General features: G+C 59.8%; 18 protein-coding genes. 6 read left to right on the top strand and 12 right to left on the bottom strand.

What is annotated here, in order from left to right:
• Positions 1-111: 111 nt before the first annotated feature.
• The 4 genes from AW06_RS17690 (at position 112) to nadB (ending at position 4,131) form a co-directional block, all read left to right on the top strand.
• Positions 112-933, top strand: a complete 822-nt coding sequence (locus tag AW06_RS17690; protein ID WP_034952864.1) for an SAM-dependent methyltransferase — start codon at positions 112-114, stop codon at positions 931-933.
• A gap of 76 nt (positions 934-1,009) precedes the next feature.
• Positions 1,010-1,327 carry a hypothetical protein gene (locus AW06_RS17685; protein WP_034952862.1) on the top strand — a complete coding sequence of 106 codons (318 nt, stop codon included), beginning with the start codon at positions 1,010-1,012 and terminating at the stop codon, positions 1,325-1,327.
• A 233-nt stretch (positions 1,328-1,560) separates the two neighbouring features.
• Positions 1,561-2,469 carry a UTP--glucose-1-phosphate uridylyltransferase GalU gene (gene galU, locus AW06_RS17680; protein ID WP_138677704.1) on the top strand — a complete coding sequence of 303 codons (909 nt, stop codon included), beginning with the start codon at positions 1,561-1,563 and terminating at the stop codon, positions 2,467-2,469.
• A gap of 72 nt (positions 2,470-2,541) precedes the next feature.
• Positions 2,542-4,131, top strand: a complete 1,590-nt coding sequence (gene nadB / locus AW06_RS17675) for an L-aspartate oxidase (protein ID WP_034952858.1) — start codon at positions 2,542-2,544, stop codon at positions 4,129-4,131.
• Here the strand turns inward: nadB and AW06_RS17670 are convergent.
• The 9 genes from AW06_RS17670 to AW06_RS17630 form a co-directional block, all read right to left on the bottom strand.
• Complete coding sequence (locus AW06_RS17670) at positions 4,097-4,540, bottom strand: protein YgfX (RefSeq protein WP_273704849.1); 444 nt, start codon at positions 4,538-4,540, stop codon at positions 4,097-4,099. The genes nadB and AW06_RS17670 overlap by 35 nt on opposite strands.
• 66 nt (positions 4,541-4,606) lie before the next feature.
• Positions 4,607-5,845, bottom strand: a complete 1,239-nt coding sequence (gene fabF, locus AW06_RS17665) for a beta-ketoacyl-ACP synthase II (RefSeq protein ID WP_034952927.1) — start codon at positions 5,843-5,845, stop codon at positions 4,607-4,609.
• A gap of 107 nt (positions 5,846-5,952) precedes the next feature.
• Positions 5,953-6,189 carry an acyl carrier protein gene (gene acpP, locus AW06_RS17660; protein ID WP_034899680.1) on the bottom strand — a complete coding sequence of 79 codons (237 nt, stop codon included), beginning with the start codon at positions 6,187-6,189 and terminating at the stop codon, positions 5,953-5,955.
• Positions 6,190-6,342: 153 nt separating this feature from the next.
• Positions 6,343-7,083 carry a 3-oxoacyl-ACP reductase FabG gene (gene fabG / locus AW06_RS17655; protein ID WP_034952853.1) on the bottom strand — a complete coding sequence of 247 codons (741 nt, stop codon included), beginning with the start codon at positions 7,081-7,083 and terminating at the stop codon, positions 6,343-6,345.
• Between the two features lie 7 nt (positions 7,084-7,090).
• The gene (gene fabD, locus AW06_RS17650; RefSeq protein ID WP_034952851.1) at positions 7,091-8,032 is read right to left on the bottom strand and encodes an ACP S-malonyltransferase; all 942 of its coding nucleotides are present in this window, start codon (positions 8,030-8,032) and stop codon (positions 7,091-7,093) included.
• A 100-nt stretch (positions 8,033-8,132) separates the two neighbouring features.
• Complete coding sequence (locus AW06_RS17645; protein ID WP_034952849.1) at positions 8,133-9,092, bottom strand: beta-ketoacyl-ACP synthase III; 960 nt, start codon at positions 9,090-9,092, stop codon at positions 8,133-8,135.
• 1 nt (position 9,093) lies between these two features.
• Positions 9,094-10,107: a phosphate acyltransferase PlsX gene (gene plsX / locus AW06_RS17640; RefSeq protein ID WP_034952847.1), complete on the bottom strand. Its 1,014-nt coding sequence runs from the start codon at positions 10,105-10,107 to the stop codon at positions 9,094-9,096.
• Positions 10,108-10,170: 63 nt separating this feature from the next.
• Positions 10,171-10,350 carry a 50S ribosomal protein L32 gene (gene rpmF / locus AW06_RS17635; RefSeq protein WP_034952844.1) on the bottom strand — a complete coding sequence of 60 codons (180 nt, stop codon included), beginning with the start codon at positions 10,348-10,350 and terminating at the stop codon, positions 10,171-10,173.
• A 23-nt stretch (positions 10,351-10,373) separates the two neighbouring features.
• Positions 10,374-10,814 (bottom strand): YceD family protein, encoded by a 441-nt coding sequence (locus AW06_RS17630; protein WP_273704848.1) that lies wholly within the window; start codon positions 10,812-10,814, stop codon positions 10,374-10,376.
• Positions 10,815-10,992: 178 nt separating this feature from the next.
• Here AW06_RS17630 and AW06_RS17625 point away from each other — a divergent pair, with 178 nt between their 5' ends.
• Together AW06_RS17625 and AW06_RS17620 are read left to right on the top strand one after the other, a co-directional pair.
• Entirely contained in the window at positions 10,993-11,577 is a 585-nt protein-coding gene (locus tag AW06_RS17625; protein ID WP_034952839.1) for a Maf family nucleotide pyrophosphatase, read from the top strand.
• 30 nt (positions 11,578-11,607) lie between these two features.
• Positions 11,608-12,318: an SAM-dependent methyltransferase gene (locus tag AW06_RS17620; protein ID WP_034952838.1), complete on the top strand. Its 711-nt coding sequence runs from the start codon at positions 11,608-11,610 to the stop codon at positions 12,316-12,318.
• An 88-nt stretch (positions 12,319-12,406) separates the two neighbouring features.
• On the opposite strand, the gene AW06_RS17615 is transcribed toward AW06_RS17620, so the two are convergent.
• The 3 genes from AW06_RS17615 to AW06_RS17605 are packed head-to-tail and all read right to left on the bottom strand — an operon-like array spanning position 12,407 to position 14,726.
• Complete coding sequence (locus AW06_RS17615) at positions 12,407-13,360, bottom strand: S49 family peptidase (RefSeq protein ID WP_034952836.1); 954 nt, start codon at positions 13,358-13,360, stop codon at positions 12,407-12,409.
• Positions 13,357-13,716 carry a Rieske 2Fe-2S domain-containing protein gene (locus AW06_RS17610; protein ID WP_034952833.1) on the bottom strand — a complete coding sequence of 120 codons (360 nt, stop codon included), beginning with the start codon at positions 13,714-13,716 and terminating at the stop codon, positions 13,357-13,359. Before AW06_RS17610 ends, AW06_RS17615 begins: the two co-directional genes overlap by 4 nt.
• A 5-nt stretch (positions 13,717-13,721) precedes the next feature.
• A complete protein-coding gene (locus AW06_RS17605) occupies positions 13,722-14,726 on the bottom strand; it encodes an RluA family pseudouridine synthase (RefSeq protein WP_034952925.1) in 1,005 nt (334 codons plus the stop codon).
• Between the last annotated feature and the right edge of the window lie 181 nt (positions 14,727-14,907).

Here is a 14,907-nt window from a genome sequence, read left to right as displayed (position 1 = left end):
GTACGGATGATCTGAAAGATGGCCATTATCCCACCTGTTTGGCCAGCTCGGCGCTTGCAGCCGAGTAAAGCGTTAAAATGCAGCTCCTTCCATCCCGTGTCAGGTATCCGCTTGTCGGCGATCCCCGAAATCAGGCCCGGGCAGTCGATCGAACTGCTCAAGGCGTTGCACATCCTGACCCGCGACGGCAAACTCAATCAGGACAGCCGGCGCAAGCTCAAGCAGGTCCATCATCTGTACCATTTCATCGAACCGCTGCTCGCCGAGATTGCCGACAGTGGTGGCAGCCTGACGCTTGTCGATCACGGCGCAGGCAAATCCTACCTCGGCTTCCTCCTCTACGATCTGTTCTTCAGTCACCGCGACCAGGGGCACATTTACGGTGTCGAGTCCCGCGCAGAACTCGTCGAGCACGCGCGCTGTCTCGCCAGCCGACTCGCTTTCACGCGCATGTCCTTTTTGAACCTGCGCGTCGAGAACGCCATCGAGTCGCCTGAGCTACCCGCGCGGGTGGACATTGTCACCGCCCTGCACGCCTGTGACACTGCCACTGACGATGCGATCCGCTTCGCCCTCCACAAGCAGGCGAAGTTCATTGTTCTCGTCCCCTGCTGTCAGGCCGAAGTCGCCGGAGTGCTGCGCAGCAGGAAAGGCGAATCCCTGGCGCAGATGCCGCTGTCGGAACTCTGGCGGCATCCCATCCACACCCGCGAATTCGGCAGCCAGCTGACCAATGCCCTACGTTGCCTGCAGCTCGAAGCGCAGGGCTATCAACTGACGGTGACCGAGCTCGTCGGCTGGGAACACTCAATGAAGAACGAACTGATCATCGCCAGGCACACCGGTGTCGCGCGCGGCAACGCCACGACGCGACTCGAACAGATCCTGCAGCAACTGAACCTCGATGAGTTGCGCGCGCGTTTCATCTACTGAGAAACACAAACCGGCAGGCAAGCGGCTGCCGGTCGGCCACTGCCATCACAACCCGGCCACCACTCAAGGACTGTCTATGGAAAAATGGATCATCCGCACTGTTGCCGTGATCTGCGCCGCTGGAAGTACCGCTCTGTTCTGGACCTTCGGCATCTTCCTCTCCGTCCCCTGGCGGGAAAACCGAATGCTGTCGCTCAACAGAGTCGAGTTGCAGGTACTTGTGATTCCACTGATCGTCGGCCTGGCCGTCGCATGGGGTGCCCTGCACATCCTCGCGATGGCCGACCGGACCGGCAGCCCCAGACTGTACCTGGCGTTTTGCGTCACCCTGCTGATCGCGTCGCTGCTGGCGGTATCCGGCGGCATGTCGTGGACCGCCGCGCGCTTTCCCTGACCCAGGCTGGCCGCCTTGCCCGCAGCGACCAACCCGCAGTGGAAAGAAATCCGGTGCCGTATTCGGGGAAAAGAGCGGCATCCGGGGGTACGAAAACGATAGAATGGCGCGCTAACGGTGATGACCGCTTCCCTCCCCCAACCCTATGTAGGCTTTCCCGCGAGTGGAGAGGGAGGAGATTCGTGAGTCGCCGACGCGACTTGCACATTAACCATACCCAACCGGAGTTCATGATGACCAGGCTGGAAGTCGATTTGGTGGTAAAGAAAGCGGTATTCCCGGTCGCGGGTCTCGGCACGCGTTTCCTGCCGGCCACCAAGGCCAGCCCAAAGGAAATGCTCGCTGTGGTGGACAAGCCACTGATACAGTACGCGGTTGAAGAAGCCTACGCAGCCGGGATTCGGGAAATGATCTTCGTCACCGGTCGCAACAAGCGCTCGATCGAGGACCACTTTGATACCGCCTACGAGCTTGAGGCAGAACTTGCCGCCACGGGTAAGGATGAGCTGATGGCGCTGGTGCACTCGATCAAGCCGGACGACATGGATTGTGTTTATGTGCGCCAACCGAGGGCGTTGGGTCTTGGGCACGCGATACTCTGCGCCGAGCGCTTGGTGCAGGGAGAGGCCTTCGCCGTTCTGCTGGCCGATGACCTGATGATCGGCACGCCACCGATCATGCGACAAATGACCGAATTGTTCGCCGCACGCCAGTGCAGCATCCTCGCCGTACAGGAGGTGCCGGAGGATCAGACCAACCGCTACGGGATCGTCAAGGGCGAACCGATGTCGCCCGATCTGGTGAATATCAAGGGCCTGATCGAGAAACCGCACCCGAGCGCAGCCCCTTCCAACCTCGCGGTTGCGGGCCGCTACATCCTGACCCCGGCGGTATTTGACCTGATCCGCACGCAGCCACGTGGTGCAGGTGGCGAAATTCAGCTCACCGATGGCATTGCCGCCCTGCTGGCCAGCGAGCAGGTACTGGCCTACCGCTACCACGGCCAGCGCTACGACTGTGGCAGCAAACTCGGCCTGATGCAGGCCAGCGTCGTTCTCGGGGAAACCCACCCGGAACTCGGGCGTGAGTTCTCGGCCTGGCTGAAGAATCGGCAGGAATCGGCATCATTGCCGGCGTTCTGAACCGAGGCACCTGGCTTGTCGTCGTGTTTTCCCGTGCTATAGTTGCAGCCCTTTTTGGCAGGAAGAACTCTCTTGGCGCTCTGCTTCGACGTTCTCATCATTGGCAGTGGTCTGGCTGGACAAGCTGCAGCACTCCGGTTGGCACCGACCCACAGGGTCGCACTAGTTAGCAAGCGCAGCCTTGAAGACAGTGCGTCGAGCTGGGCGCAGGGCGGCATTGCGGCCGTGCTCGATAACCGCGATTCGATCGAAGCGCACATTCGCGACACGATCACTGCCGGTGGATTGCTCAATGACCCCCGAGCGACTCGCTTCGTGATCGAAAACGGTCGTCGCGCCGTCGACTGGCTGATTGCACAGGGCGTTCCCTTTACACGTGATGACGACGGCTACCACCTGACCCGCGAGGGAGGTCACAGCGCACGGCGGGTGATTCATGTCGCTGACGCGACCGGCCTCGCGGTTCAGAACACGCTGACCAGCCTGATTCGCCAGCAGCCGAACATTACGGTCCTCGAACAGCACATCGCCATCGACCTGATTACCGGTGACAAGCTGCGACTCGGAGACCAGCGCTGCCACGGTGCCTATGTACTCGACAATGCCAGCGGCGAAGTCCTGACGGTGGGCGCAAGACATACCTTGATCGCTGCCGGTGGTGCTGGCAAAGTTTATCTTTACACGACCAATCCGGACACTTCGACCGGCGACGGTATCGCCATGGCCTGGCGTGCCGGCTGCCGTATCGCAAACATGGAGTTCATCCAGTTTCATCCCACCTGCCTCTATCATCCACAGGCCAAGTCCTTCCTGATCTCCGAGGCAGTACGCGGCGAAGGCGGACGCCTGCTGTTGCCCGACGGCACCCGGTTCATGCCCTGGCACGATGCGCGCGGCGAACTAGCCCCCCGTGATGTGGTGGCCAGAGCGATCGATTTCGAGATGAAGAAGCGCGGCCTGGATTGCGTCTATCTCGACATCTCGCACAAATCAGCCGATTTTCTCGGCGAGCATTTCCCGAACATTCTGGCGCGCTGCCTCGACCTGGGAATCGACATCACCCGCCAGGCGATTCCGGTCGTTCCCGCCGCGCACTACACTTGTGGCGGCGTCGTCACCGATCTGCGGGCGCGCACCGACATTCCAGGTCTCTACGTCGCCGGCGAAGCCTCGTGCACCGGCTTGCACGGCGCCAATCGGCTGGCCAGCAATTCGCTGCTCGAATGCCTGGTATTCGCCGAGGCTGCGGCCAATGACATTCTCGAACAGCCTGCAAGAGATTGCCCAGCGCTTCCGCTCTGGGATGCCAGCCGCGTCAGTGATCCGGATGAAGAGATCGTGATTTCTCACAACTGGGATGAACTACGCCGCTTCATGTGGGACTACGTCGGCATTGTCCGCACCACCAAGCGATTACAGCGCGCGCAGAACCGGATCCGCCTGCTGACACGCGAAATCGACGATTTTTACTCGCACTTCCGGGTCAGTCACGATTTGATTGAACTGCGCAACCTCGTGGTCACCGCTGACCTGATCATCCGCTGCGCGCTGCGGCGCCACGAAAGCCGGGGGCTGCACTTCAGCTGCAATTATCCGGAGACACTGCCGCGCGCGCGCAATACCGTGATCAGACGCCGCCTTCGGCCTGATCACCAGGATTGACACGGACATGCCAACGCAACCATAAGCGTAGCAGGCGGAATTGCTCTGCTGGCATGCTGTCGGGCAGCAGGACCAGGCTCAGGCTAGGCAGCCGACCGTGATCGCCATCCCGCGTGCGTACGACGATCAACTGGCTGAACACAGTGCTGTCGGCTTGCGGTGAGACGAGAACCGAAACGCCGTCGCTAGACAGTAGAGTTAGTTCACCGTGCTCACCGAGGCGCAAGCCGACGATTCTCGACGGTCGCAGCGCGTGCCATAGCGACAGCGCGACGATCAGCAGCAGCCATTGGCGTGTCGCCGCCCAGGGCAGGACCCATAGACAAGCGCCTGCCAGAGCATGCAGCAAGACCATCAGCAAGGACAGGAAACGCGAACGGCGCAGCTCAATGGTGATCGGGAAAAGCACCCGCACCTTATCGCAGCAGCACGACCACCCTAGCCCGTGTGCCGGCCCGTGAGCAGGACACGGGATCTAGAGACGTTTGAAAGCAACGGTGGCGTTGGTACCACCAAAGCCGAAGGAGTTCGAAATCCCGACGTCGATCTTCATCTGACGCGCCGTGTTGGCACAGTAATCGAGGTCGCAGGACTCATCCTGATTGAAGATATTGATCGTCGGCGGCGAAACCTGGTGGTAGATCGCCAATATGGTAAACAGGGCCTCGATACCGCCTGCGGCGCCCAACAGATGGCCAGTCATCGACTTGGTCGAATTGACCACCAACTTGTGCGCATGCTCGCCGAACGCCCGCTTGACAGCAATGGTTTCGGCCTTGTCACCGAGCGGCGTCGAAGTCCCATGTGCATTGATGTACTGCACTTGATCCACATTCAGTCCGGCATTTTGCAAGGTGTTTACCATGCAACGCGCGGCACCTTCTCCGTCTTCGCAGGGTGCGGTCATGTGGTGGGCATCCGAACTCATGCCGAAGCCCGCAAGTTCACAGTAAATCCGGGCGCCACGCGCTTTTGCATGCGCATACTCCTCGAGAACCACGACGCCAGCTCCTTCACCGAGCACAAAGCCGTCGCGATCCCTGTCCCAGGGGCGGCTTGCCGTCTGCGGATCGTCGTTGCGCGTCGAGAGGGCTCGCGGTGCACAGAAACCTCCCAGGCCGAGTTTCGAGATACAGCCTTCGGAACCGCCGGCAATCATGATGTCAGCATCCCCGTATTCGATCAGACGACCAGCATCGCCGATGCTGTGCGTGCCCGTCGCACAGGCGCTGACCAGCGAGATATTGGGGCCTTTGTAACCACACATGATCGACAGGTTACCGGAGATCATGTTAATGATCGAACCGGGAACGAAAAACGGCGAAATCTTGCGCACGCCGCCCACGGAAAAGTCGTCACAAGTATTTTCGATCATTGGCAGGCCACCAATCCCCGAACCAATCGACACCCCAACCCGCTCCGGTGCGACTGGCTGAGCATCGAGGCCGGCATCCCGTATGGCTTGCAGTCCCGCCGCCATTCCATAGTGGATGAAAACGTCCATCCGGCGCGCTTCTTTCGGCGAGAGATACCGGCCAACATCAAAATCACGCACCTCACCAGCGATTTGCACGGGGAAGCCGGTGACATCGAAACGGGTCACCCGGCCTATCCCCGAGCGTCCCGCAAGAATGTTCTGCCAGGCTTCTGCGACGGAATTACCGACTGGAGAAATGATGCCTAGGCCTGTGATGACGACTCTGCGACGTGCCAACTTGAACTCCGACGATCTATACACGTGGAAAAGGGGAATCCCTCTTCACTCATCCATCCTGCAGGACGCTGCCACTACAGCGAGCTGTCCGCAGGGATGCTGGTCGATTACTTCTTGTGAGCGGTCACGTAGTCGATGGCCTGCTGCACGGTAGTGATTTTTTCTGCTTCATCGTCCGGAATCTCGCACTCAAACTCCTCTTCCAGCGCCATCACCAGTTCCACCGTGTCCAGCGAATCAGCACCAAGATCATCGACAAACGAAGATTCGTTCTTGATGTCCGCTTCATTGACACCGAGTTGTTCTGCGACGATCTTTTTGACACGCTGCTCAATATTTTCCATCAAAGTCTTCCTTCTCAAGGTTCAAATGTAAAACAAAACGTACCATTCTAACAAAACGGCTGCAAGTTACCAATGATCCACCCGATCGCCCAGGGTAAATTTGTTCTCTTTTATCATGCCAGAACCCTGGCAGCCGAAGACTTCCAGGGGTACTCAAGCCATGAACATGCCACCATTGACGTGCATCGTTGTACCGGTGACATAAGCCGCCCCTGCCGAGGCCAGAAAAGCCACCGCAGCGGCCACTTCATGAGCCGCTCCGAAGCGACCGAGCGGAACATTCACAAGCAGTGCCGTTTTCTGCTTGTCATCGAGTGCCCTCGTCATGTCCGTGTCGATCAGCCCTGGCGCCACGCAATTGACGGTGATATTGCGACTGGCGAGCTCTCGAGCCAGGGCTCGGCTCATGCCGGCGACGCCAGCCTTGGCTGCGCAGTAATTCGCCTGACCGGCATTGCCGGCATGACCGACGACCGAGGTCACGTTGATGATCCGCCCGTATCTGGCCTTGATCATGCCGCGCATGACTGCCCTGGAAAGCCGGAATACGGATTTCAGGTCAGTATCGAGGACAGTGTCCCACTCGTCGTCCTTGAGACGCAACGCGAGGTTGTCGCGAGTAATGCCGGCGTTGTTGATCAGGATCGATACCGGGCCATGGGTCTTCTCGATATGGCCGACCAGGGCATCAATCTGTCCGGCATCGCGTACCTCCAGGAGCGCTCCCTCGCCCTGGTGGCCGGCGTCGTTCAGGTATGCTGCGATTCTTGCAGCGCCTTCGGGGCTGGTTGCCGTCCCGATCACGGTCGCTCCCAGGCGACCCAATTCCAGTGCGATTGCCTGACCGATACCCCGCGACGCACCGGTCACAAGGGCCACTTGTCCTTCCAGCATGGGGGGCTTACTCCAGGTTGGTGACGGCAGCTTCCATCGCTGCCCGATCAGCCAGTGCGATACTCGTCAACTGGTCTGCACAGCGCTTGCTGAGACCCGCCAGAACCTTGCCAGGTCCGCACTCGGCGACGGTCGTGATGTCCATGGCGGCCATTTTTCGGATCGTCTCGACCCAGCGCACCGGTGAGTACGCCTGCCGAACCAGAGCATCCTTGATCCGGTCGGGGTCCGATTCGATCGCCACATCTACATTGTTGATGACCGGCATCTGTGCGGCGGCAAAATTCAACTCGGCCAGTCGGGTGGCCAGCTTGGTAGCCGCCGGCCGCATCAGCGAGGAGTGAAAGGGCGCGGAAACCGGCAGCAGCAGCGCGCGCTTGGCGCCACGCGCCTTGCATTCGGCGCAGGCTCGTTCCACCGCTGCCTTGCTGCCGGCAATGACGGTCTGCCCGGGCCCATTGTAATTGACCGGTTCAACCACCTCGGCAGCGCTGCCTGCTGCTCTGGCTTCGGCACAGGCCATGGCAATCTTGTCGTCATCGAGGCCGAGAATGGCGGCCATAGCCCCCTCGCCCTCGGGAACTGCTTCCTGCATCGCCGCTGCACGCAGGCGAACCAGAGGCACGGCATCTTTGAAGGCGATCACTCCGGCAACCACCAGCGCGGTGTATTCGCCGAGACTGTGCCCGGCAACGACCGTCGGCAGCCTGCCACCCAAGTCGAGCCACAGGCGATAGACCGCCACACCGGCGCTCAGCATCACGGGTTGTGTATTGACGGTCTGTGCCAGGGCTTCTGCGGGGCCCTCGGCAAGCAGTTGCCAGAGGTCCTGGTTCAGCGCCTCCGATGCCTCGGCGAAAGTGGCCCGTACGACCGCAGAGTCGCCGTAGGCTGCCATCATTGCCACTGCCTGCGACCCTTGACCGGGAAAAACCAACGCGAAAGTCATGCATACTTCCTTAAATTTGAAAGTCTCGTCAGCGACTTACGAATCACACTTTTCACGCAAGCGGGTAAATGGCCGGGGGCGCCGGGAAAAGTCATGACCGTCAGAGTTCAAGCAGAACTGCGCCCCAGGTAAAGCCACCACCCACACCTTCGAGCATGATCTTCTGTCCGGCCTCTATGCGTCGATCACGAATGGCCACATCCAGAGCCAGAGGAACCGAGGCCGCCGAGGTGTTGCCGTGCCGGTCCACGGTGACAATGACCTTGTCCATCGGCATTTTCATTCTTCTGGCCGTGGCTTCAAGAATGCGAATATTGGCCTGGTGCGGAATCAGCCAGTCGACCCCTGACGAGGCAATGCCTGCCGCCTGACAGCACTCCTCGCCAACTTCTGCAAGGACACGCACGGCAAACTTGAACACCGCCTGCCCATCCATCCGCAGGAAAGGATCGCCAGTTACCCGGCCGCCACTGACGCTGCCCGGAACCGACAGGATACCGTGGTGCGCTCCGTCGGCATGCAGGGCGGTTGCCAGGATTCCTGTTCGATCTGACGCCTCAAGTACCACTGCGCCGGCACCATCGCCGAATAACACGCAGGTGGCGCGATCTGACCAGTCGAGAATGTGCGAGAAGACTTCGGCTCCGACCACCAAGGCCCGTTGATGGCTGCCTGAACGGATGAACTTGTCGGCAATCGCCAGCGCGTAGACAAAGCCGCTGCAAACCGCTTGCACGTCAAACGTCGTAGCACCATGATTCCCCAGTTTGCCCTGTAGCAAGCAAGCAGTACTCGGAAAAATGAAATCCGGGGTCGAGGTCGCGACGATGATCAGGTCCAGATCGGAGGCCTCAAGACCTGCGGCCGTCAACGCCCGGCGGCTCGCCTCCAGGCCCAGATCACTGGACGTCTCGCCGTTGTCCGCGAGATGACGGTAGCGTATCCCTGTGCGACTGGTGATCCAGTCATCGTTGGTTTCGATGCCACGGCGCACGAGATCGTCGTTGCTGACGGGAGGGCCGGGCAGAAAACTGCCGGTCCCGGTAATGCGGGAGAACATGCTAGGCGGTCTCCTGAAGTGGTTGTTGCTGCGCAATGCGTTCGCTGATGCGCGCAAGAACGCCACTGCGGGCCTCCTCTGTGGCACGCTGCAGCGCGCGCGTAAAAGCCAGGACATCAGCCGATCCATGGCTCTTGACGACGATACCCTTCAGGCCAAGCAGGGTAGCACCGTTGTACTGGCGGTGATCAACCCGCTTCTTGAACTTGTTGAGTACCGGCATGGCGACCACCGCCGCCAGCTTGGTAAACAGATTCCGCCGGAATTCCTGCCGCAGGAAAGTAGCCAGCAGTTGTGCCAGACCTTCCGACGCCTTCAGCGCGACATTGCCGACAAAGCCATCGCAAACAATGACGTCTGCCTCACCTTTGTAGAGTCCGTCACCTTCGATATTGCCGATGAAATTCAAACCTGATGCCCAGAGCAACTCGGCGGCCCGCTTCGCGACATCATTGCCCTTGATGTCTTCCTCGCCGATGTTGAGGATCCCGACTGTTGGTCGATCCCGATGCTCAATGGCAGAAACCAGCGAGGCGCCCATGATGCCAAACTGCAGCAGATGCCCGGGGCTGCAATCCACATTGGCGCCGAGATCAAGCACATGCGTATGCCCGGTGAGCGTCGGCAGCACTGCACAGATTGCCGGTCGATCGATACCAGGCAGCATCTTCAGGACGAATCGGGAAATGGCCATCAGCGCACCGGTGTTCCCGGCCGAAACACAGGCATCCGCTTCGCCCTGTTTGACCAGGTTGATGGCGACACGCATCGACGAATCTTTCTTGGTACGCAGCGTCAGCGCCGGCGACTCATCCATCGCCACCACTTCCGTGGCATGACGTACGGTAATCCGACCGATCGCAGCGTCGCCCAGGAAAGGACGAATGCTCTCGGTCAGACCCACCAGAATGACACGGACATCAGAATGGTTGCGCACGAACTGGATGGCTGCCGGAACGGTCACGCGGGGACCATGGTCCCCTCCCATGCAGTCGATGGCGACGGTAATGGTCATGCGATGGCCGACCGGGACTGGCAACTCTCGATCACGGGAAGGCGCCCACCCAATCCCGAAGGGTTATTCGCTGGCGCTTTTGATGACCTTTTTGCCCCGATAAAAACCCGTTGGGCTGACGTGGTGGCGCAGATGGACCTCGCCCGTCGTCGGCTCGATGGCCAGGGGCATGTTGCTCAAGGAATCGTGCGCACGATGCATGCCACGCTTGGAAGGGGATTTCTTGTTCTGTTGCACAGCCATCACGAACTCCTAGAGAATCAAACTTACTCGGCCTTGCCCTGCAGGCCGGCCAACACTGAAAACGGCGACACTTTTGCCGACCCCCGAGCAGCTCCAGGCGGGAGACAATCGTCGTGGCGCGGTGCGATCGGAAGGGCAAGCAGAATTTCATCCTCGATCAATACGGCAATATCGAGTTCCTTCTGATTGGGTAGAAAGTCCCTGGAGTCATCCTCCAGCTCCTCCTGCGTCAGGTCGCCGTCGCTATCGACAAATTCAAGCAGACTACGTACCTCGATCGGGTGCTCAATTGCCTCGAGGCAGCGTTGACAGCACAACGACATGACGCCATCAACCTCCACCAGAAACTGTGGGCGATTGTAAGGCCCCATTTGCCCCTTGATCCGGTACTTCAGAAAGCCATCGGCAGCGGCTAACAAATCGAGCAATCGCGTCAGCGCTGCGACCGGCAGTTCGCCTTGCAACGAACCTCCTTCATTTGCAAAAACCTGGCTGTCAATCACCTTGATCACAACTCGACGCGACACAAGGGGCGCATGATATTATCTTCGGCTTTTGAAGTCAAAGCGGCGACGCTGCAAATCGTTGCATGCGACTGTTTTTCCGCCTTGCTCAGGTTTCCACGCTGAAGTTGATCCGCCGATGCCCAAGCCGCAACTCATTCTCGCCTCGACCTCTCCGTTTCGCCGTGTTCTGCTGACACGTCTCGGATTGCCGTTCGAGACTGCCAATCCCGCCGTTGACGAAGCCCTGCTTGCGGATGAAAGCCCTGAAGCAGGCGCCCTACGCCTGTCGGAAGCCAAGGCACGCGCCGTCGCTAGCTCGCACCGTGACGCTCTGATCATTGGCAGCGACCAGGTGGCCTGCCTTGACGGCCAGATTTTCGGAAAACCGGGAACACACGACAATGCGCTGCGCCAGTTGCAGGTCATGCGCGGTCGCCGCGTGAACTTTTTCACTGGTCTTTGCCTCCTGAATGCAAGAACTGGCAATGCCCATCAGCGTGGCGTGGCGACACTGGTCACCTTCAGGAACCTGACCGACGAGGAAATCGAAAGCTACCTGCACAAGGAAAAACCGTACAACTGTGCCGGTAGCGCCAAATCGGAGGGGTTGGGAATCGCCCTGATTGCCAGAATCGACGGCGAAGACCCGAATGCATTGATCGGACTGCCGCTGATCGCGCTCTGTGACCTGCTGCGGATCGAAAACGTCTCGGTATTCTGATCATCAGCAGATCATCTGGAGGCTAACTTGATGAAAACAGGCCGGCTTTACCTGATCCCGGTGCCGCTTGGTCAAACGCCGGTGACGAACGTGCTGCCAGAACCCGTTCGGGCCTGTGCGCAAAGACTCGTGAATTTCGTCGCCGAGAACGCCAGGACGGCGCGTGCCTTCCTCAAATCATTGCCTGCCGACAAGCCGCTACAGCAGATCGAGATTCTGGAGCTCAACGAACATACTGCGGCCAGCGCGCTACCCCGGCTTCTGGCACCGGCTCTAGCGGGCAACGACCTTGGACTGATCTCTGAGGTCGGCTGCCCCGCCGTTGCCGACCCGGGCGCCGCTCTGGTTGCGCTGGCCCATCAGCGAGGCGTACAGGTCGTTCCCATGATCGGCCCCTCGTCGATCCTGCTCGCCTTGATGGCTTCGGGACTGAGCGGCCAGAACTTCGCGTTTCACGGCTACCTTCCGAGCGGCACTCAAGAACGCGAAAAACGCTTGCGCGAACTGGAAAAGGAGTCACGGCAGCAGCGGCGCACCCAGATCTTCATCGAAACCCCCTACCGTAACCTCCAGGTGTTTGGCGCTCTCGTCAATACCTGTGCGCCAAGCACGCGCATCTGCGTCGCGACCGACCTCACGCTCGCCGGGGAACAGATCACGACTCGACCCGTTTCCGAATGGCGGTGCCAGCAGTACCCCGAGATCAGCCGCCGTCCGACCGTATTCCTCCTGCAGGCCTAATGATCATGATTTTTCCTGGCCCCACGACCATGCTAATCATGACCGTTCCCCTTCCTGGCGGGGCGCATTCCGGCCGGCACAAGCGGGGTCAATGAAACAGCGTCTGGCTGAAACCCAGTAGCGTGCCTGTCATACCTTGCGCCGCATCGGCACGCAGACGCTTGGCAAAACGCTCGGCGATGTTTTCCTTGATGGTGAACTCGACGATCCGCTCTGCCTTGATCACGTCCCGCGCCACCGAGCCAACGGTCCCAAGCCCGTCGGCGAGACCCAGACTGATACTTTGACTGCCTGTCCACATCAGGCCACTGAACATTTCCGGTGTTTCCTTGAGTCGCGTGCCGCGTCCTCGTCTGACGACCTCGATGAATTGCTTGTGAATTTCGCGCAGCAACACGCGCGCGTGTTCCTTCTGCTTCGCGTCCTGCGGCGAGAAAGGGTCGAGGAAGCCCTTGTTTTCCCCAGCGGTCAGCAACCGACGTTCGACGCCGAGCTTGTCCATCGTCCCGGTGAAACCGAAACCGTCCATCAGCACGCCGATTGAACCGACTATGCTGGCCTTGTCGACGAAAATCTTGTCCGCTGCCACAGCAACGTAGTAGCCACCGGAAGCGCAGAGATCTTCGACCACGGCGTAAAGCGGGATCTGCGGGTGTTTGGTACGCAAGCGGCGAATTTCATCATGGACGATACCCGCCTGAACAGGGCTGCCACCCGGGCTGTTAACCCGCAGGATGACGCCCGCCGTACCCTTATCCGCGAAAGCGGCTTCAAGTGCGTCGTTGACATTCTGTGCGCTGGCCTCGCCTTGGGCTTCGATCGTGCCATGTAGATGGATAACCGCCGTATGTCGACCATCGGCACGCTGCTCGGCTCCCCCCCAATCAACGACCAGCACCAGGACGGCGACCAGGTAGGTCAGGCCGGCCAGCTTGAAAAAAATACCCCAGCGCCGCTTCGCCCGCTGCTCGTGCAGCGCCGCAAAGGCGACTTTCTCCAGCAACTGCCGTTCCCAAGGTGGTTCGTTATCGGGGGTACTCAAGATGTCTGCTCGCTGGGGATGAAATAGATCGCGCCATGACGCTCTTCGACGGGTAGCGGCGTCAACCCTCTGCCGTTACAACGGCCACCCAGGCAGCTGCCGTCTGCCGGCGAATAGAGCGCGCCATGCGTTGCGCAAATCAAGTATACCTTGGAATCATCGAAGAATTCGTTGGGCTGCCAGTCGAGTTCGATGGGAACATGCGCACAGCGATTGTAGTAGGCAAAGACACGTCCCTGAAAGCGTACCGCAAATGCCGGCGCTTCGGTGCCGTCATGCCTGACCGTAAAGCGGACCCCCGGCCCCCCGTCCAGCAACTCACCGGAAAAACAGATCAGGCGGGCAGCCAACACCATGCAAATCAATCCCCCAGCTCAAACTTTTCGCCATAATCCTGCTTCTCCTTTGCCGAAATGCTGTGCACGAAGCCTTGCAGCGCTGCCGGCAGCGCCGCTTCAACCACCAATTCCCGCCCCTCCAGCGGATGCGGCAGGCACATCCGCGAGGCGTGCAGGAACATGCGCTTCAGCCCCTCTCGGGAGAGCGCCTTATTTAGCGCAAAGTCCCCATACTTCTCGTCACCGGCAACCGGAAAGCCCAGATGCGCGAGATGCACGCGGATCTGGTGCGTACGCCCGGTTTTCAGCTGCGCCTCCAGCAAGCTGAAGCGTTCCCAGCGCGCCATGAGGCGGAAAATGGTATGTGCGGTCTTGCCCTCTTCGGAGACGCGCACTCGTCGCTCGCCCGATGCCTGCATATACTTGAGCAAGGGTAGCCGAACATTGCGCAGAGGGTCCATCCAGCGACCGCAGACCAGGACCAGGTAACGCTTGTCGGCGCCTTGGCCGCCGCTGCCAACAGCGCTGGTGCGGAACATTTCCTGCAAGGCGAGGAGTGCCGAGCGTTTCTTGCCCAGCAACAGGATTCCCGAGGTCTCGCGGTCAAGCCGGTGCGCAAGTTCGAGAAAATGCGCATTCGGCCGCTGCCGTCGCAGGGCCTCGATGATCCCAAAACTTTCGCCACTGCCGCCATGCACGGCGATGCCGGCCGGCTTGTCGACGACCAACAGGCCTTCGTCCTCAAAAACAATGGGGAGATGCACCTTGAATTCGGCGCCAGCGACCACTTCCTGTTCGATTCTGGCGATTCGCAACGGCGGGATACGCAGCACATCGCCACTCTGCAGTCGATAGGAAACCTCCACACGCCGACCGTTGACCCGTACCTGACCGCTACGCATGATGCTGTAGACGTGGCTCTTGGGCACCCCTTTGCATTTCTTGAGCAGCATGTTGTCGAGGCGCTGTCCATGCTCATTCTCTGTAATCAGCGCTTGGGTAACAGAGTTTTTGCTAACTTCGGCCATTTTGAATATACTCGACCCGATTTGCGTTTTGGATTGAAAGAGGCGCTGACCCGTGAGACCGTCGAGCGACGCCGATTGTATAGCCATTGCGACGCACTTTCCGGCAGGCTTGAGCCGCCTCTCTTGCGCCAACCTGCGCAATATTACTCAACGCCAATCACCTGGTTAAGTACGCTCACCA

The organism is Candidatus Accumulibacter cognatus, assembly GCF_000584975.1.
GTDB classification, from domain to species: Bacteria; Pseudomonadota; Gammaproteobacteria; order Burkholderiales; family Rhodocyclaceae; genus Accumulibacter; species Accumulibacter cognatus.
Note: the sequence above shows the minus strand (reverse complement) of the source record. Positions and strands in the feature narration are given on the sequence as shown.